Annotated in this window: 16 protein-coding genes and 1 tRNA gene; 7 read left to right on the plus strand and 10 right to left on the minus strand. The window is 63.5% G+C overall.

All coding sequences use genetic code 11. The features are described 5' to 3' along the window. Nucleotides 1–119 precede the first annotated feature (119 nt). The 4 genes from ACFHWW_RS12580 to ACFHWW_RS12595 all read left to right on the plus strand — a co-directional run bounded on the left by ACFHWW_RS12580 (nt 120) and on the right by ACFHWW_RS12595 (nt 4,113). The gene (locus ACFHWW_RS12580; protein WP_379938486.1) at nt 120–1,253 is read left to right on the plus strand and encodes a Gfo/Idh/MocA family protein; all 1,134 of its coding nucleotides are present in this window, start codon (nt 120–122) and stop codon (nt 1,251–1,253) included. Nucleotides 1,254–1,400: 147 nt separating this feature from the next. After that, the gene (locus ACFHWW_RS12585) at nt 1,401–2,477 is read left to right on the plus strand and encodes a Gfo/Idh/MocA family protein (RefSeq protein ID WP_379938488.1); all 1,077 of its coding nucleotides are present in this window, start codon (nt 1,401–1,403) and stop codon (nt 2,475–2,477) included. After that, on the plus strand, nt 2,477–3,307 hold the full coding sequence (locus ACFHWW_RS12590; protein ID WP_379938490.1) for a sugar phosphate isomerase/epimerase family protein: 831 nt from the start codon (nt 2,477–2,479) through the stop codon (nt 3,305–3,307). The genes ACFHWW_RS12585 and ACFHWW_RS12590 overlap by 1 nt, the downstream gene beginning before the upstream one ends. Continuing rightward, the gene (locus ACFHWW_RS12595) at nt 3,304–4,113 is read left to right on the plus strand and encodes an alpha/beta fold hydrolase (RefSeq protein ID WP_100672734.1); all 810 of its coding nucleotides are present in this window, start codon (nt 3,304–3,306) and stop codon (nt 4,111–4,113) included. The genes ACFHWW_RS12590 and ACFHWW_RS12595 overlap by 4 nt, the downstream gene beginning before the upstream one ends. Before the next feature lie 178 nt (nt 4,114–4,291). Here ACFHWW_RS12595 and ACFHWW_RS12600 read toward each other — a convergent pair whose 3' ends face one another. The 5 genes from ACFHWW_RS12600 to tesB form a co-directional block, all read right to left on the minus strand. Next, on the minus strand, nt 4,292–4,954 hold the full coding sequence (locus ACFHWW_RS12600) for an outer membrane lipoprotein carrier protein LolA (RefSeq protein ID WP_100672810.1): 663 nt from the start codon (nt 4,952–4,954) through the stop codon (nt 4,292–4,294). Between the two features lie 135 nt (nt 4,955–5,089). Further along, nucleotides 5,090–7,738 carry a DNA translocase FtsK gene (locus ACFHWW_RS12605; protein ID WP_275597173.1) on the minus strand — a complete coding sequence of 883 codons (2,649 nt, stop codon included), beginning with the start codon at nt 7,736–7,738 and terminating at the stop codon, nt 5,090–5,092. 326 nt (nt 7,739–8,064) lie between these two features. Further along, nucleotides 8,065–9,420, minus strand: a complete 1,356-nt coding sequence (locus tag ACFHWW_RS12610) for an ammonium transporter (protein ID WP_018097363.1) — start codon at nt 9,418–9,420, stop codon at nt 8,065–8,067. Between the two features lie 27 nt (nt 9,421–9,447). Further along, on the minus strand, nt 9,448–9,786 hold the full coding sequence (locus ACFHWW_RS12615) for a P-II family nitrogen regulator (protein WP_018097362.1): 339 nt from the start codon (nt 9,784–9,786) through the stop codon (nt 9,448–9,450). Nucleotides 9,787–10,022: 236 nt separating this feature from the next. Then, the gene (gene tesB, locus ACFHWW_RS12620; RefSeq protein ID WP_379938494.1) at nt 10,023–10,907 is read right to left on the minus strand and encodes an acyl-CoA thioesterase II; all 885 of its coding nucleotides are present in this window, start codon (nt 10,905–10,907) and stop codon (nt 10,023–10,025) included. An 89-nt stretch (nt 10,908–10,996) separates the two neighbouring features. On the opposite strand from tesB, the gene ACFHWW_RS12625 reads away from it, so the two are divergent. Beyond that, nucleotides 10,997–12,226, plus strand: coding sequence for a ubiquinone biosynthesis hydroxylase (locus ACFHWW_RS12625; protein ID WP_234841252.1), 1,230 nt, complete (start codon nt 10,997–10,999; stop codon nt 12,224–12,226). A 115-nt stretch (nt 12,227–12,341) separates the two neighbouring features. On the opposite strand, the gene ACFHWW_RS12630 is transcribed toward ACFHWW_RS12625, so the two are convergent. From ACFHWW_RS12630 to ACFHWW_RS12645, 4 genes are all read right to left on the minus strand, one after another. Further along, the gene (locus ACFHWW_RS12630; protein WP_003537577.1) at nt 12,342–12,530 is read right to left on the minus strand and encodes a Trm112 family protein; all 189 of its coding nucleotides are present in this window, start codon (nt 12,528–12,530) and stop codon (nt 12,342–12,344) included. Nucleotides 12,531–12,538: 8 nt separating this feature from the next. Next, the gene (locus ACFHWW_RS12635) at nt 12,539–13,219 is read right to left on the minus strand and encodes an LON peptidase substrate-binding domain-containing protein (protein ID WP_018097359.1); all 681 of its coding nucleotides are present in this window, start codon (nt 13,217–13,219) and stop codon (nt 12,539–12,541) included. A gap of 144 nt (nt 13,220–13,363) precedes the next feature. Then, the gene (gene trxA / locus ACFHWW_RS12640; protein WP_018097358.1) at nt 13,364–14,356 is read right to left on the minus strand and encodes a thioredoxin; all 993 of its coding nucleotides are present in this window, start codon (nt 14,354–14,356) and stop codon (nt 13,364–13,366) included. A gap of 59 nt (nt 14,357–14,415) precedes the next feature. Further along, nucleotides 14,416–14,925 carry a prolyl-tRNA synthetase associated domain-containing protein gene (locus ACFHWW_RS12645; protein WP_018097357.1) on the minus strand — a complete coding sequence of 170 codons (510 nt, stop codon included), beginning with the start codon at nt 14,923–14,925 and terminating at the stop codon, nt 14,416–14,418. A gap of 256 nt (nt 14,926–15,181) precedes the next feature. Between ACFHWW_RS12645 and ACFHWW_RS12650 the strand changes: the two genes are divergently transcribed. Beyond that, nucleotides 15,182–15,256 (plus strand) — tRNA-Gly (locus ACFHWW_RS12650). Between the two features lie 90 nt (nt 15,257–15,346). Continuing rightward, nucleotides 15,347–15,607, plus strand: coding sequence for an SDR family NAD(P)-dependent oxidoreductase (locus ACFHWW_RS12655; RefSeq protein ID WP_379938498.1), 261 nt, complete (start codon nt 15,347–15,349; stop codon nt 15,605–15,607). 3 nt (nt 15,608–15,610) lie between these two features. Here the strand turns inward: ACFHWW_RS12655 and ACFHWW_RS12660 are convergent, their stop codons facing one another. Then, nucleotides 15,611–16,600 carry a CobW family GTP-binding protein gene (locus ACFHWW_RS12660; RefSeq protein WP_379938500.1) on the minus strand — a complete coding sequence of 330 codons (990 nt, stop codon included), beginning with the start codon at nt 16,598–16,600 and terminating at the stop codon, nt 15,611–15,613. Nucleotides 16,601–16,827 lie beyond the last annotated feature (227 nt).

Raw genomic sequence — 16,827 nt, forward strand, 5'->3', positions numbered from 1 at the left:
CTTTTCCATTCCCCATCCCGCCCCTGTTTCGGCCGGGATGGGGACTTGTACTCGGCAAACCGCCCGCCGGGCACAGGCTCTCCATCACTCAAGGGCCGATGGCCCTGACGGACTTTTGCATGGCTTCTCGACGTTTCAGACTGGGTATGGTGGGTGGCGGTCAGGGCGCCTTCTTCGGTGCAGTCCACCGCCGCGCGGCGGCGATGACGCATCGTTTCGAGTTTGTCGCCGGTGCGCTGTCGAGTGATCCGACGCGCGCCCTGGAAAGTGCCGACGCGCTGTATCTCGACCGCGATCGCAGCTACACCGACTTTGCCGCCATGGCGGCCGCCGAGGCCGGACGCGACGACGGCATCGACCTCGTGGCCGTCGTAACGCCCAACCACATCCACGCTCCCGCTTCTCTTGCCTTCCTGGCGTCGGGCATCAGCGTCATGTGCGACAAGCCGCTGACCGCGACGCTCCCCGAGGCTCTCGAAGTCGAGCAGGCGGCAAAGGCCGGCACAGCGCTTTTCGGCGTCAGCTACACGAATGCCGGCTTCGACATGGTTCGGGAAGCACGCGCTGTCGTCGAAAGCGGAGCCATCGGCGAAATCCGACTCGTGCGGGTTGAGTTTCCCCAGGAATGGCTCGCCTCAGCGACCGAGGCCGAGGGCAACAAACAGGCCGAATGGCGCACCGATCCGAAGCGAAGCGGCGCGGGTAGCCTCGGCGATATCGGAACGCATGCCTTCCACCTTGCCGAGTTTATCAGCGGGCTCCAGTGCATCACGGTGTCGGCCGAGGTCGACAGCTTTGTCCCCGGGCGACAGGTCGACGACAACGTTTCCGTTCAGCTTCGGTTCGAAAATGGCGCCAAGGGCAGCTTATGGGCAAGCCAGGTCGCGATAGGGAAGACCAATGGTCTTCGCATAGAGATTTATGGCGACAAAGCGTCGCTCGGCTGGGGTGTGGCAGACGCGAACGTTCTGCACTTCTGCCCGCTGGGCGGGCAGCGGATTACCATCGATCGCGCTTCACATGGCACTGTGGTCAAAGGACACATGCCGCCCGGACATCCACAAGGCTTCGTCGAGGCGCTTTCGCAACTTTACGCCGACATGGCGGACCAGCTCGAAGCTCGCCTTACCGGCGTGGCCGCGCCCTCGAAATCTCTCCTCTTGCCCGGCATAGACGCCGGGGTGCGAGGAATGAGGTTCATCGACGCGACGCTGCGCTCAGGCAGCGCCGAAGGAAGATGGATCACGCTCTAGATCACGATGTTTTCATGCCGGATGGACCTGAAACTTCGTGACCGGCTTCCGGGAGTTAGAGCGGGATGCGCGCGGAAAACCGTACACACCACTCACTTTGACGCCCGACGGGCTGCCGCTCTGTGAACAAACTTAAGGAACTCTAGAATGCCAGCAAAACAGGAACGCCGCCTTCGAGTGGGTGTGCTCGGTGCCGGGCAGATCGCCCAGGCCGCTCATTTCGAGGCCTGCACGAAGGCTGTCAATGCCGATCTCCATGCTATCTGCGATGTCGCCGATGACCTGCGCGAACGCATGGCGATTACCCACGGTGCAGCGAAGACCTACGACGACTACGACAGGATGCTTGCCGATCCCGATATCGAAGCCGTGATCATCGCGACCGCCGACGCCTTCCACGTCCCGGCCTCGCTGCGCGCACTCGAAGCCGGCAAGCATGTGCTCTGCGAAAAACCCGTCGGCGTGACGGTCGAGGAATGCCTCGATCTCAGAGAGGCCGTCGAAAAGTCCGGCAAGATATTTCAGGTCGGCCACATGAAGCGCTTTGATGCCGGTCTCCAGGCGGCAAAAGCCTTCATTGCCGACGAGATGGGCGAGATGATCGCCCTCAAGGCCTGGTATTGCGACAGCACGCACCGCTATGCGATGACGGATGCCGTCCAGCCGCTGATCGTTACCAGCGCCAATGCGAAAAAGCCTTACGCCAATCCGAAGGCGGATCTGCGCCGCTACTACATGCTGGCCCATGGCTGCCACCTGATCGACACGGCGCGTTACTTCGGCGGCGACATCGTCTCGGTGCAGGCGCGGCTTTCCGAACGGGCCGGCATCTGGTGCTGGTTCGTCGACGCCGAGTTCGCTTCCGGCACGCTCGGCCATCTCGATCTGACCGTGCAAGTCCGCATGGACTGGCACGAGGGTTTCCAGATTTACGGCGAGAAGGGCAGCGTTCTCGGCAAGACCTATAACCCCTGGTACTACAAGACGAGCGAGGTGGACATTTTCCGCGAGGCCGAGGGCGCGACGCATCGGGTGCTCGGTGCTGACGGTCATTTCTATCGCCGCCAGGTCGAAGGTTTTGCACGCACCATCCTCGATGGTGCGGCGATGGAAGGCGCCGGCATCGACGACGGCCTCGCCTCGGTGCGCGCCATGGTCGCCATCGCCCGTTCGGTGGCGAGCGGCAAGGCGGTTGCGCTTGCCGATGTCGAGGGTGGCGTCTGATGAAGCTCGGAATCTTCGCCAAGACCTTTGAAGGCACGCAACCGGGTGCGGTGCTCGATGCCGTCGCGGCTGCCGGGTTTGCCGCCGCGCAATACAACATGGCCTGCTCGGGCCTCGCCTCCATGCCTGAAGGCATCGACGAGCGGCAGGCGTGCGCCGTTGCCGATGCGGCGAAGAAGGCCGGTATCGAAATCGCGGCGGTCTCCGGCACCTACAATATGATCCATCCCGACCAGGCGATGCGCGAGGCCGGCCACCGCCGGCTGGCCGTTCTGGCGGAACGCAGCCACGCCATGTCCACCCGCCTCATCACGCTCTGCACCGGCACGCGTGATCCGCTCGACCAGTGGAGGGAGCACCCCGAAAACGACACGCCGGAAGCCTGGCGCGATCTGCTCCGGGCCATGGAGACGGCGATCGGCATTGCAGACCGCTGCGACGTCGATCTCGGCATCGAGCCGGAGCTTGCCAATGTCGTCAACTCGGCGGAAAAGGCCCGCCGGCTGATCGACGAGATGCGGAGCCCGCGTATCAAAATCGTGCTCGACCCCGCCAATCTCTTTGAAACGACAACGCTTGACGAGCAGCGGACGACCGTGTCCGCGGCAATCGATCTTCTCGCCGACCGCATCGTGATGGCGCATGCGAAGGACCGGAATCCGGACGGCAGTTTTGCGACCGCTGGAAAGGGGGTGCTCGACTACGCACATTACCTCGCTCGCCTGAAGGCCATCGGCTTTACCGGCAGCCTGATCGCTCATGGGCTTGCAGCAAGCGAGGCCAAAGACGTTGCCCGCTTCCTCTCCGAAAAGCTCGAGGCGGGGCCATGAGCATAAACTTCGAGACACGCGACGGCACGCGGCTGAATGTCGACACGGCGGGCGAGGGCACGCCGGTTGTCTTCCTGCACGGACTTTGCGGCGACGCGGGCCAGGCCTCCGAAGCGTTTCCTGGCGAATCCGGCTTCCGTCGCGTCACGATCGAGGCCCGCGGTCATGGTCGATCGCAGTCCGGCGGACTCGACAGGCTTTCGATCGAAACCTTCGCGAATGACGTTGCCGCCTATGTGGAGGCCAATCTGGGCGTGCCTGTCATCATCGGCGGCATTTCCATGGGCGCGGCGATTTCGCTTCGCCTGGCCGTAAAGCGTCCCGATCTCGTACGGGCCCTTGTCCTTGCCCGGCCCGCCTGGCTGACGGCATCGGCGCCGGAAAATATGATCCCGAATGCCGAAGTCGGCCACCTTTTGACCCGTCTGCCGCCGCCAGCGGCAAAGGCCGCTTTCCTTGAAGGTCCCATCGGGCAGCGTCTTGCGGCGGCCGCGCCGGACAATCTGGCCTCGCTCACCGGCTTTTTTGCGCGGGAACCCATCGAGGTCACCGCCGCGCTCCTCACCGCCGTTTCCAGCGACGGCCCGGGAGTCACGGAGGCTGATCTCGCCCGCATCGCCGTCCCGACGCTCGTCATCGGCCATGAACGCGATCTCGTTCATCCCATCGCCCACGCGCGTGCGCTGGCGGAGAAAATCCCCGCTGCACGCTTCGTCCAGATCACCCCCAAGGCGGAAGACAAGGCGCGATACGTCGCCGATTTCCACCACGCCATGCGCAGGTTCCTGAAGGATTTTCAGAGATGACCGTCGCCGCAAGCGGGCAAGCTTGTCGAGCGCATCGGTCAGCGCGGGATTTGTGTCGTCTCTGCGGCGCGAGCCCGCGCCGGGGATCCCGCACCTCAACAGGCTTAAGGCAAAGCACTTCCAGGAAGAATGTCTTCCGTTCTGAAGTGCCTGGTTTCAACGTCGGAGCATTTCGCGATCAGCCGCCGCGGCGCTTGTTGCGCACCTCGTCATAGGGGATGCGGAAGACCTTGTCGTCGAGCGCGATGCCGGTCCGGACGTTGAAGATCATCACCGAGGTGTCCTTCTTTTGCGCATCGGTGATCGTCCACTGCCGCAGATTGTAGCTCTTCGGATCGAACATCATCGTGATGGTCGAATCTCCGAAGATGGAGCGGTCGCCGAGTACGATGGTGATGAGGTCCGCTTCCACCCTCACGTCGCGTACCATCCTGCTGCTCAAGTCGATCCTTTCGCTGAGCAGCAGATTGAGCGGGGTCTTCGAGAGCGGATAGATATCCCAGGTCTTGAGCTTCATATTGCCGATGACGACGGACTTGCCGTCGGCGATGACCCGCATCGGCGAGGGTGCTTCGTAATTGAAGCGGATGCGACCCGGCCGGCGGATATAGAACTTGCCGCCCGTCTGTTCGCCGCGCGGGCCGAACTGGACGAATTCGCCGGCCATGGTCTTCACGGACGAGAAATGATCCGCGATCCTCTGGGCAACGGCGGACGCCTGAGCCGAAGCGTCGCCGGCGCCAAACGTCGTGGCGCCGAAGCCGGCGAGAGCCGCCAGGCCGCCAACGAAGACGCGCCGCGAGATTGCCCCGTTGCGGCCGTCGGTTTTGGTCTCCATCATCGCAGTCTCCTTCATTCGTGACCATTTGAAGGGCAAGTGGGGCGCCTTCAAGGCGTTGGAAAACCCCGAAAACACGACGCCTTCAAATGACCGTTACCGCCCGCCGCGCGCTGATCACGCCGCTGTGGCGCTGTCTTACCGGCCGGTGATCTCCGCTTCGGTCGGCACCAGTATTTCGCGCTTTCCGGCGTGGTTCGCGGGGCTGATGATGCCTTCCTGTTCCATCCGCTCGATCAGCGAGGCGGCCCTATTATAGCCGATACCGAGGCGGCGCTGCACGTAGGAGGTCGAAGCCTTGCCGTCGCGCAGCACGATCGCCACCGCCTGGTCGTAGGGGTCCTCGGAATCGGCGAGGTTGGAGGTGCCGGCCGGCCCGCCGCCGTCACTCTCGTCCTCGTCGTCCTCGGTGATCGCGTCGAGATATTGCGGCACGCCTTGCGTCTTCAGATAGGCAACCACCTCTTCGACCTCGGTGTCCGAGACGAAGGGTCCGTGCACGCGCTGGATACGGCCGCCGCCGGCCATGTAGAGCATGTCGCCCATGCCCAGGAGCTGTTCGGCTCCCTGTTCGCCGAGGATGGTGCGGCTGTCGATCTTGGAGGTCACCTGGAAGGAGATGCGGGTCGGGAAGTTCGCCTTGATCGTGCCGGTGATGACGTCGACCGAGGGGCGCTGTGTCGCCATGATGACGTGGATGCCGGCAGCACGCGCCATCTGCGCAAGCCGCTGAACGGCGCCTTCGATATCCTTGCCGGCGACCATCATCAGGTCGGCCATCTCGTCGATGATGACGACGATATAGGGCATCGGCGAAAGATCGAATTCCTCCGTCTCGTAGACGGCCTCGCCGGTCTGTCGGTCGAAGCCGGTCTGGACGGTGCGCGTGATCGCCTCGCCCTTGGCCAGCGCCTGCTCGACGCGGCTGTTGAAGCCGTCGATGTTGCGCACGCCGATCTTCGACATCTTCTTGTAGCGCTCTTCCATCTCGCGCACGGTCCATTTCAGCGCCACGACCGCCTTCTTGGGGTCCGTCACGACCGGCGAGAGAAGGTGCGGGATGCCGTCATAGACGGAGAGCTCGAGCATCTTCGGATCGATCATGATGAGACGGCACTGATCGGGTCTCAGCCGGTAGAGCAGCGACAGGATCATGGTGTTGATCGCCACCGACTTGCCCGAGCCGGTGGTGCCGGCGACGAGCAGATGCGGCATCTTGGCGAGATCGGCAACGACGGATTCGCCGCCGATCGTCTTGCCGAGCGCCATGGCGAGCTTCGTCTTGGTCGTCTCGAAGTCGCGGGAGCCGATCAGTTCGCGCAGATAGACCATCTCGCGCCGCTGGTTCGGCAGCTCGATGCCGATGGCGTTGCGGCCGGGTACGACGGCGACGCGTGCGGCGATCGCGCTCATGGAACGGGCGATGTCGTCGGCGAGACCGATGACCCGCGACGATTTGATCCCGGGCGCGGGTTCCAGCTCATAGAGGGTGACGACGGGGCCGGGGCGGACATGGATGATCTCGCCCTTGACGCCGAAATCCTCGAGAACGCCTTCGAGCATGCGGGCGTTCTGCTCGAGCGCATCGGCCGAAAGCGAGGCGTCGCGGGCGACATTCTTCGGCTCGGCGAGGAAATGGATCGGCGGAAGCGTGAAATCGCCGTCTTCATCGACGAACGAGCGCTGCGCCTCGCGCTCGACGCGCTGCCCGGCTTTCGGCCGCGGCGGCGGCGGGGCGACGCGCGAACCCACCATTGCCACAGCCGGCTTCGGCGGTGCAGGCCGCGGAGCCCAGTCTGCGGCCACGTCGTCTTCGTCGTCCGGCAGGATGCCGGCGGGCCGTCGCTCATCGATATCGAAGGGCGGGTCGTCTTCGTCGCCCGTGATCGGCGGCGGAGTGACGATGCGGCGCTCGGTGCGATCGAGCGAGGGCTCGATACGACCGGCCTGCGCCTTCGGCCGGACCGGCTCGTTCAATGTGCCGAATTCGTCGTTGTTGAAGTCGTAGGGCTCGTCATACTGCCGCTTCGCCGGCTTTGCTCCCATGCCGAAGGCACGGCGAAGCCTGGCCTGCGCCGTGTAGCGCATATGGGCGAGCGAGCCCATCAGCACCGTAAGGGGGCCTTCTTCGTCTTCCTCTTCGAGTTCGTCGCGTATGGTGCGCGCCTTGCTGGGTGCAGGCTCCGGTGCCGGTTCTGCTTCTTCATCCTCGCTGACGCCGATGAGGCCGGCGCTGTAGACGAGGCACCAGGCGGCCGGTGCGGTAAAGAGGCAGGCGAGTACGGTCGCGAAGGTGCCCGTCGGGAAGGTTCCGGTGAAGAGCGCGGGAAAACGAAGGATCATGTCGCCGAACACGCCTCCGAGGCCGTTCGGCAGCGGCCAGGTGATCGGCGCCGGAACGCAGCTCAAGGCCGCGCTCGCCAGCACCGAGCCGGCGAACCACAGGCCGAGCCGCTTGAGCACCTTGTCGAAATGCGTGCCGCGGATGAGAACGAGAGACCAGGCGACAGCCGGCAGCAGCGCCACGACGCTAGCCAGGCCGAAGAACTGCATGAAGATGTCCGCGAAGACGGCGCCGCCATAGCCGAGCAGGTTGGTCGGCTCGTTCGACGTTGCATAGGAAAAGCTAGGATCCGCGACGTTCCATGTCGAAAGGGCGGCAATGGCGAGCGCCAGCGCACCTACGAGAACGAACCCCGCCAGCGAGGCGATCTGCCGCCAGACGAAGTGGGTCAGCACGAACCGGTTGGAACGGCTGTCAAGCGTTGCGGTATTGCTTCTGCTCATGTTGCCTGCTTTGCCCGTTTCGATCCGCCGGAACGAGAGCGCGCGAAAAGGCCGCCCGTGAATATTCCAGCCCTTTTGGTGAGGAGCAGCCTTCTCACCCTCAATCAGGGCGAAAAGCGGGATGCTCCGAGCACATTGCGTGCCCATGGAATCAACCTAAGCGAAGTAGGGTTAATGTGACATTAACCATGCGCGTGTGCCGGCAAAATTGCCGCTGGGACGCGTATGCAGCAAAAAAAGGCCCGGATCGCGAGATCCGGGCCAAGGGCGATCCGCAGACTGCGGACCGCGACGGGACTTTTGGCGGCGTCGTTTGCCGACGCTGCTCAGCTCGCGTGATAGGCGGCTTCGCCATGCGAGGAGAGGTCGAGCCCTTCCCGCTCCGCTTCCATCGATACGCGAAGGCCGACAAGCGCATCGACCACCTTGTAGAGGATGGCGGATACGATACCGCACCAGACGATCGTGATGGCGACGGCCGTGATCTGGGTCATCAACTGGCTTCCCATGGTCACGCCGTCGGCATAGCCGATGCCGCCGAGCGAGGAGGAGGCGAAGACGCCGGTCGCGATCGCGCCGAAGAAGCCGCCGACGCCGTGTACGCCGAAGACATCTGCCGTGTCGTCATAGTGGAACTTGTTCTTGATCACCGAGACGAAGAAGTAGCAGAGCGGCGAGACGATCAGGCCCATGATGATCGCGCCCATCGGACCGGCGATACCGGCCGCCGGCGTGACGGCGACGAGCCCGGCGATCATGCCCGATGCGGCACCGAGCATCGAAGCCTTGCCGCGCGTAAGCGTCTCGACGAGTGACCACGAAAGGACTGCGGCAGCCGTTGCGAGGAAGGTGTTGACGGTGGCGAGAACCGCACCGCCGGAGGCTTCGAGATTGGAGCCGGCGTTGAAGCCGAACCATCCGAACCACAGCATGGCAGCGCCGACGAGCGTCAGGGTCATGGAATGCGGGGCCATCATGTCCCGGCCGTAGCCGGTGCGCTTGCCGACCATGAATGCACCGACGAGGCCGGCGACGCCGGCATTGATGTGGACCACGGTGCCGCCGGCGAAATCGAGCGCGCCCATGCCGAAGAGCAGGCCGTTGGCGTCCCAGACCATGTGCGCAATCGGGAAATAGACGAATGTCGCCCAGAGGATGGCGAAGAGGATCGCGGCCGAGAACTTGATGCGCTCGGCAAAGGCGCCGACGATGAGCGCCGGGGTGATCGCGGCGAAGGTCATCTGGAACAGCATGAAAAGATATTCCGGAATGACGACGCCATCGGAGAAGGTCGCCGCGGTGCTGTCGACGGTCACGCCCGCGAGGAAGAGCTTGGCGAAGCCGCCGAAATAGGCGCTCGTCGAGCCGCCGAAGGCAAATGAATAACCGTAGACGACCCAGACGATCATCATGACGGCGCCGATGACCGTGCACTGCATCAGCACCGACAGCATGTTCTTGGCGCGCACGAGGCCGCCGTAGAATAGGGCGAGGCCCGGAATCAGCATGAACAGGACGAGAAGGGTCGAAAGGAACATGAAGGTGGTATCGGCCTTGTCCGGCACCGGCGTTGCGGCCGCGGCGGGCGCCGCTTCCTGGGCAAACGCGACGACCGGCGCGAGCATCGCGGCAGCAGTCGCTCCCACGCGTCGAAGAGAGGTGGAAAGGGTGAATGACGACATCGAAAATAGCTCCCTGAACGGCGTGGTTTACAACGCTTCTGAGTCGGTCTCGCCGGTGCGGATGCGCACGGCATGGTCAATCGAGTAGACGAAGATCTTGCCGTCGCCGATCTGGCCGGTCTTGGCGGCCGAAGCGATGGCTTCGACGGCCTTGTCGACGATCTCCGTCGCGACCGCGATCTCGACCTTCAGCTTAGGCAGAAAGCTCACGGCATATTCGGTGCCGCGGTAAATCTCGGTGTGCCCCTTCTGGCGGCCGTAGCCCTTCACTTCGGTCACGGTCAAACCCTGGATGCCAACGGCAGTGAGGGCTTCGCGAACCTCATCGAGCTTGAACGGCTTGATAATGGCCATCACAATTTTCATCGAGTTCCCATCCTTGTCTGCCTCCAGCGGAGGCCGTCTCTCCTTGCTGCTTGAGCGCCTGACGCGCTGGCAACCGGATAGCTACATTCAAGGGGCGTGCCAGATTCGATGAGGCAGAACAAACCACTGAAATCTAATGGAAAAAACACGTTCGGCGAGGGGGCTTCCGCGGAGCGCTGAAAATAGGCCAGTCGGAATGATTAAAATATGAGCAGAATCTGAAAAATGGCAAAAATTTACGCAATTGCCTTTTTGCGGATCAATCCTTCCTGGGCGACAGAGGCGATCAGAACGCCGGAGCGGTCGAAAAGACTGCCGCGGGTCATTCCGCGGGCACCATGCGCGCTGGGACTGTCCTGGGTATAGAGCAGCCAATCGTCCATTTTCGAGGGCCGGTGGAACCACATGGCGTGGTCGAGGCTGGCGACCTGGAGGCTGCGGTCGAAGACCGATGTGCCGTGTGCGTAAAGCGACGTGTCGAGGAGCGTCATGTCGGAGAGATAGGCGAGGACCGCGGCCTGGAGATGGCGCTCGTCAGGCACCGTCCCGACCGCCTTCACCCATACGTCCTGCTTCGGGGACGCCTTCGCGCGCGAGAAATAGTGTTCGAGCGAGACGGGCCGGATCTCGATCGGCCGCGGCCGCTCCCAATAGCGGCGGATCGCCTCCGGCGCGTGGACGAGAAACTTCTCCTTGAGTTCCTGCTCGCCCGGCAGCGTCTCCGGCATCGGCACCTCCGGCATGTCGAACTGGTGCTCGAATCCATCCTCGTCGTACTGGAAGGAGGCGGACATGGCGAAGATGGCCCTGCCGTGCTGGATCGCCACCACGCGCCGCGTCGCGAAGCTCGAGCCGTCGCGGATCCGGTCGACCTCGTAGATGATCGGAACGGAAGGGTCGCCCGGACGCATGAAATAGGCGTGCAGCGAGTGAACGTAGCGTCCCCCGTCGACCGTGCGCTGGGCGGCGACCAGCGCCTGGCCGATCACCTGGCCGCCGAAGACCCGCTGCCAGCCGACCTGCGGGCTCAAGCCCCGGAACAGGTTTTCCTCGAGCTTCTCGAGGTCGAGTATTGCAAGGAGCGCATCCATGGGCGTGGCGGTCTCGGTAGGGCGCGACATTTTCGGCGGTCTCCGATGGTAGGAACGGCGTTGGCATTGATCTATATAGGCACGAGATGATGCTTCAAGTGCGACGGGAGACGAGACGGATGATCGACGTTCTGATTGCCGGGGGCGGCTATGTCGGCCTCTCGCTTGCCGTATCGCTGAAAAAGGCGGCCCCCCATCTCGACGTCATGGTCGTCGATGCCGCGCCGGAAGGCGTGTGGAAGAAGGACGAACGGGCATCGGCCGTCGCCGCCGCTGCCGAGCGGATGCTCGACGTCCTGGGCGTCTGGCAGGCGATCGCACCCGAGGCCGAACCGATCCGCAGGATGGTGATCACCGATTCGAAGACGGCCGATCCGGTCCGACCGGTATTCCTTACATTCGAAGGCGGGGGCGAGGGCGAGGACAATGGCGACGGCCGCCCCTTCGCTCATATGGTGCCGAATACGGCGCTCGTCGGTGCGCTGCGCCGCGCCTGCGACGAACTTGGCGCCCCGATCCGGCAGTCGACCGTGGTGGAGAGTTTCCGGAGCGGAGATCATTCCGTCGCCGTCACTCTGGCGGGCGGCGAGACGATCGAGGCGCGGCTGCTGGTCGCCTGCGACGGTGTTCGTTCGAGGCTGCGCGAGGCGGCGGGCATCAAGGTCGTGGAGTTCGATTACGGCCAGTCGGGCATCGTCACCACCGTCGAGCACGAGCGCCCGCACGGCGGGACGGCGGAGGAGCATTTCCTGCCTGCCGGTCCCTTCGCGACGCTGCCGCTCAAGAATAACCGCTCCTCGCTCGTCTGGACCGAGAGCACCTATGATGCCGAGCGTCTGGTGAAGGAGGACGATTTCATCTTCGAGGAGGAACTGGAGCGCCGTTTCGGCCATAAGCTCGGCCGTCTCAAGGTGGTCGGCGGCCGGCGTGCCTTCCCGCTCGGCCTCACGCTTGCCCGCGACTTCGTCGCGCCGCGTTTCGCGCTCGCCGGGGATGCCGCGCACGGCATCCACCCGATTTCCGGCCAGGGGCTCAATCTCGGCTTCAAGGATGTCGCGGCCCTCGCCGAAACGATCGTCGAGGCGGACCGCCTGGGCCTCGATATCGGCTCGCTCGCGGTTCTGGAGCGCTACCAGACGTGGCGACGCTTCGATACCTTCCGGATGGGCGTTACGACCGATGTCCTCAACCGGCTCTTCTCCAACGACATCATGCCCGTGCGGGTCGTGCGCGATCTCGGCCTCGGCCTCGTCGATCGCCTGCCGTCGCTCAAGAAGTTCTTCATCCGCCAAGCGGCGGGCACTCCCGGCAGAGCCGATCCGCGGCTGCTCGCCGGCGAGCCGATTTGAACGCCACCGTTTGCGCCTGTGTCGGCCCGGGGAGAAGGGCCAGTTTCGGGTCAAACCCGCGGAGAGGGGCAAACCACACGGCAGATCAGGCAGCCTGACCGCCGCACATCGGTTTTCAATCCTCGATCTTGCGCGCCTCGGAAACCAGCATGATCGGCACGCCGTCGCGGATCGGATAGGCAAGGCGGGCCTTTTCGGACACCAGTTCGTTGGCTTCCGGATCGTAGCTGAGGCGGCCCTTGGTCAGAGGGCAGACGAGCAGTTCCAGGAGTTTCGGATCGACCTTGCTGGCGTTGATGTCCATCGCTCGTTTCATTGCAGAATATTGTCGAGGTCGCCGAAATTGCGGGCGAGCACGATCTCGGTGATGGCGATCAGCGTTTCGGCCCGCGTCTTCAGGTCGGGGGCCTCCAGCAATGCCTGTTTTTCCGCCGGTCCATAGGGCGACATCATTGCCATGGAGTTGACGAGGGTTCGGTTGCTTGCGCGTTCCACGCTTTCCCAGTCGGCTTCGAGCTTGTTGGCGTCGAGATAGGCCCGAAAGGCTGCGAGAAGCGCCTCCCGGTCGACGAGGCTCTCGTCGTCCGGATTTTCGAGATCGCTCCCGAAGGGGCCGATGCGGAACCGGCGGTAGCCGCGACAGCCGGCCACCTCCGCGAAAAGCCGGAAGCGGCACACGCCGGTGAGAGAGGTGATGTAGCGGCCGTCGCCGGTCTCGGCGAAAGAGGTGATCCGGCCGATGCAGCCCACCTGGCAAAGCGCCGGCACCGACGAGGCGTCGATCTCGTTGCGGCCTTCCGCGAAGGAGGGCTGAACGATGCCGATCAGCCGGTTGCCGGCGAGCGCATCGTCGAACATGGCGAGATAGCGCGGCTCGAAGATGTTGAGCGGAAGCTGTGCGCCGGGCAGCAGCAGCGCGCCCGTCAAGGGAAACACCGGAAGAATCTCCGGTAAGTCCTTCGGACCGAGATAGCGCGCATTTCCGACATGCATTCCGACAGACCCTGCAGATAGCGGCCGCGCCTCATCGAGGCGCGGTGCCGTAGGACCAAAAAATGGTGCGGCTCTTCGAAATCTCAAGGGAGAAATACACGGGAATCGATCGGGTGGAGCTGAAAAATTCGACGCGGAGGCCGCTTACGAAAAGAGAATCGACGACAGCTTGCGCCGCGCCGCGATCGTTGCGGGGTCCTTCGGTCCCCATACCTCGAAGAACGACAGCAGTTCGCGCCGGGCGCCGTCGTCCTCGAAGCTGCGGTCGCGCTTCATGATCGTGAGGAGATGTTCGGCGGCGGCGGTGCGGTCGCCCTCGACATTGCGGAGCTTGGCGAGCTTGAGCCGTGCCGCGTGGTCGTCCGGGTCGAGCGCGAGCTGGCGCTCCAGCGCGGCCGGGTCGCCGAGCTTGCGGGCCTCCTCGATCTGGTCGAGCTTTTTCGAGACGGCGGCGACGGCCGCTTCCGCGGCGAGTGCTTCCGGCAGGCCCGAAAGCGCCTGGCGCGCCTCGGCGACCTGCCCGAGGGCAATCATGCATTCGATCATGCCGGCGACAGCCGCGGCGTTTTCCGGGTCGGCCTGGAGAACGGCACCGTAAAGTCCGGCGGCGTTCTGCGCGTCGCCTGCATCGATCAGCGCCTTGGCATCGGCAAGCACGCTCTCGATCTCTGCCTTGCCGTCGTCTGCGGCGGGACCGGCGATCCGATCGATGAACTCTTTGATCTGGCTTTCGGGCACGGCGCCCATGAAACCATCGACCGGGCGTCCATCGATGAAGGCGATCACCGCGGGAATGGACTGAATGCCGAGCTGGCCGGCGATCGATGGATGGTCGTCGATGTTCATCTTGACGAGCTTCACCCGGCCGGCGGCCTCCCTCACCACCTTCTCGATGATGGGGGTCAGTTGTTTGCAGGGCCCGCACCAGGGCGCCCAGAAGTCGACGAGCACCGGCTGCTGGCGCGATGCCTCGAGCACGTCGCGGGTAAAGGCGGCGGTGGTCGTCTCCCTGATCAGGTCGTCCGGGATCGGGCCGTTCGGGGCGCTCGAAGTGCTTGCCGGCTGTCCGCCGAAAGAGGCCGAGCCCGTCATCTGGGTGCCGAAGGAACCTTGATAGGGATTGTCGCTACCGCTCATTCTTCTCTCCTCGCGGACTTGGGCGTCCGGCTTCATGCATTCGCGCCAAAGATCGTATGTCAGGCCGTCACTTTCAAGACAAGCGGCTCGTGCCCGGTTGCCTCCATGAAGCGCAGCATGTCCTTCGACGCGATCGAGGTCGTCTGGTCGTTGGAGAGCGGATGGCAGTTGACCGTCTCGAACTCCATCAGGGTCTCGTCGAGAATGATCTTCACCTTGCCCTCGGTGTCGTTGATCGCGCCGAAGGCGGTGACGGCGCCCGGTATCACGCCCAGATATTCCATCAGCTTCTCCGGCTTGCCGAAGGAGACCTTGCTTGCAGCGCCGATGATCTGATGAACGGTCTTCAGGTCCACCGTCGCGTGTTCCTCGACGGTCAGAAGGAAATAATTGTCCTTTTTGTCCTTCAGGAACAGGTTTTTTGTATGTCCGCCGGGGATTTCATCGCGTAGCGCCACCGATTCGGCCACCGTGAAGACCGGCGCGTGCCGTTTCGTCCTGTGTTCGATCCCGAGTTCGTCGAGAAAGCGGAAGAGGTCTTCCGCAGTCTTCGGCTCAGCCTTGCTCATGCTCCATCCTTCCTGCGGTCGCGATTTTCTCTCGGCCTGCTTTAAAGAGGAGCGAGAGGTTCCGCAATCTCATGCGCGGCGCAGCGCGGCCGGAAACGCGGCGTTCCCGGCCTTCGAATGCGCTCGCGAAAAAATTCTTGGCATTCGCGTCATTTCCCTGTTGCATTTGAAAAGGGCTTGGGCCATATAGCGCCCGTCGCCGCAAGACGGGCGACACCCCTGGTCCATCGACTACCCCCGGGCCTGGGTCTTATGAGCGGGTGTAGCTCAGGGGTAGAGCACAACCTTGCCAAGGTTGGGGTCGGGCGTTCGAATCGCCTCACCCGCTCCAAATTCCTCGGACAATTCAGCAGATTGATGAGCCTTCGGGCATTCTCGTTGGCACCGCCGTGCTACAGCGGGAGCGATGCGGCGTTTTTCCGTGACGCGTGTGCTGGCACAGGAAGTGGGTGCCGACGGGATCACCGCCAACTGCGTGTGCCCCGGGATCATCCTCACCGATATGGGGCGGGTCAATCTCGACGATCCCGCGGTCAGGAGGACGTGGCAGGACAAAACCGCCATGCGTCGCATCGGCGATCCCGAGGGTGTTGTCGGTGCGGTGGCCTTCTTTGCTTCGGACGATGCGGCTTTCGTGACCGGCCAGACGCTGAATGTCGACGGCGGCATCGTGCTGAGCTGACGCCTATCCGACGTCGGCCGAACTCGTGCAGCATGCCATGAAGCCGTCGGCGATGATGTCCTTCGGAAGGTTGCGGCCGATGAAGACCAGGCGCGAGACGCGCTCTTCGCCCTCCTTCCAGGGGCGCTGGTGGTCGCCTTCCACCAGCATGTGGACGCCTTGGACGACATAGCGGTCGGTGTCGCCGGCAAAGGCGATGATGCCCTTCATCCGCAGCATGTCCGTGCCGAAGGCCCGGGCGGTCGTCTGGAGCCAGCGGAAGAATTTTTCCGGGTCGACGGGTCGGCGTTCGACCAGAGAGAAACTCGTGACATGGTCGTCATGCTCATGACCGTGGTCCGCTTCGAGAAAGTCGGGCTCGACCTCGAGAATGCGGTCGAGATCGAAGGCATTGCGATCGAGCAGGCTGGCGATCTCGAGATTGCAGCGCTGCGTCCTCAGGATGCCGGCCGTCGGGTTGATGCGGCGGATGCGATCCTCCACGGCCTGCAGCCCTTGGGGCGATACGAGATCGGTCTTGTTGAGGATGATCGTGTCGGCGAAGGCCAATTGCTCCTGCGCTTCATGTGCGCGGTCGATCTCGCCGAGAAGGTGCCTGGCATCGACAACGGTAATGATGGAGTCGAGCCGTGTCTTGGAGCGGACATCCTCGTCGACGAAGAAAGTTTGGGCGACCGGCGCGGGGTCGGCGAGGCCCGTCGTCTCTATCAGAATGCCGTCGAACCGCTCACGCCTGCGCATCAGCGCCTCGATGATGCGGATCAGGTCCCCACGCACCGTGCAGCAGATGCAGCCATTGTTCATTTCGAACACCTCCTCGTCGGCATCGACGATGAGATCGTTATCGATCCCGACCTCGCCGAACTCGTTGACGATGACCGCGAACTTCTTGCCATGCGGCTCGGAGAGGATGCGGTTGAGAAGCGTGGTCTTTCCTGCTCCGAGATAGCCGGTGAGGACGGTGACGGGGGTGGGGACAAGCTGATCGGGCATTGACGAGAACCTCACTGTCGCATGGACGGCCGGAGGCAATGCTCCGGCTTCGTGGATACGTTATTACATTTCGTTTTCTTGAATGTAATAACGTAACGTCGCCGGGGGTTGTCAAGTCCGATTCTGACACTGAAACGCTGGGGCTCTCTTCTTTCCTCGCCGCAGCCGAATTCGTTACCGGTCTCACGCTGCCGGTGGATGGCGGTTATCGCGTCGGATAGGAGCGA

It is taken from the genome of Sinorhizobium sp. P24N7 (assembly GCF_042436655.1).
Lineage (GTDB): Bacteria > Pseudomonadota > Alphaproteobacteria > Rhizobiales > Rhizobiaceae > Sinorhizobium > Sinorhizobium meliloti_A.

Bases quoted from the DNA above. Each gene is read 5' to 3' on its own strand.
- ACFHWW_RS12580 (WP_379938486.1), top strand. From the start codon at position 120: ATGGCTTCTCGACGTTTCAGACTGGGTATGGTGGGTGGCGGTCAGGGC.
- ACFHWW_RS12585 (WP_379938488.1), top strand. From the start codon at position 1,401: ATGCCAGCAAAACAGGAACGCCGCCTTCGAGTGGGTGTGCTCGGTGCC.
- ACFHWW_RS12590 (WP_379938490.1), top strand. From the start codon at position 2,477: ATGAAGCTCGGAATCTTCGCCAAGACCTTTGAAGGCACGCAACCGGGT.
- ACFHWW_RS12595 (WP_100672734.1), top strand. From the start codon at position 3,304: ATGAGCATAAACTTCGAGACACGCGACGGCACGCGGCTGAATGTCGAC.
- ACFHWW_RS12600 (WP_100672810.1), bottom strand. From the start codon at position 4,954: ATGATGGAGACCAAAACCGACGGCCGCAACGGGGCAATCTCGCGGCGC.
- ACFHWW_RS12605 (WP_275597173.1), bottom strand. From the start codon at position 7,738: ATGAGCAGAAGCAATACCGCAACGCTTGACAGCCGTTCCAACCGGTTC.
- ACFHWW_RS12610 (WP_018097363.1), bottom strand. From the start codon at position 9,420: ATGTCGTCATTCACCCTTTCCACCTCTCTTCGACGCGTGGGAGCGACT.
- ACFHWW_RS12615 (WP_018097362.1), bottom strand. From the start codon at position 9,786: ATGAAAATTGTGATGGCCATTATCAAGCCGTTCAAGCTCGATGAGGTT.
- tesB (WP_379938494.1), bottom strand. From the start codon at position 10,907: ATGTCGCGCCCTACCGAGACCGCCACGCCCATGGATGCGCTCCTTGCA.
- ACFHWW_RS12625 (WP_234841252.1), top strand. From the start codon at position 10,997: ATGATCGACGTTCTGATTGCCGGGGGCGGCTATGTCGGCCTCTCGCTT.
- ACFHWW_RS12630 (WP_003537577.1), bottom strand. From the start codon at position 12,530: ATGGACATCAACGCCAGCAAGGTCGATCCGAAACTCCTGGAACTGCTC.
- ACFHWW_RS12635 (WP_018097359.1), bottom strand. From the start codon at position 13,219: ATGCATGTCGGAAATGCGCGCTATCTCGGTCCGAAGGACTTACCGGAG.
- trxA (WP_018097358.1), bottom strand. From the start codon at position 14,356: ATGAGCGGTAGCGACAATCCCTATCAAGGTTCCTTCGGCACCCAGATG.
- ACFHWW_RS12645 (WP_018097357.1), bottom strand. From the start codon at position 14,925: ATGAGCAAGGCTGAGCCGAAGACTGCGGAAGACCTCTTCCGCTTTCTC.
- ACFHWW_RS12660 (WP_379938500.1), bottom strand. From the start codon at position 16,600: ATGCCCGATCAGCTTGTCCCCACCCCCGTCACCGTCCTCACCGGCTAT.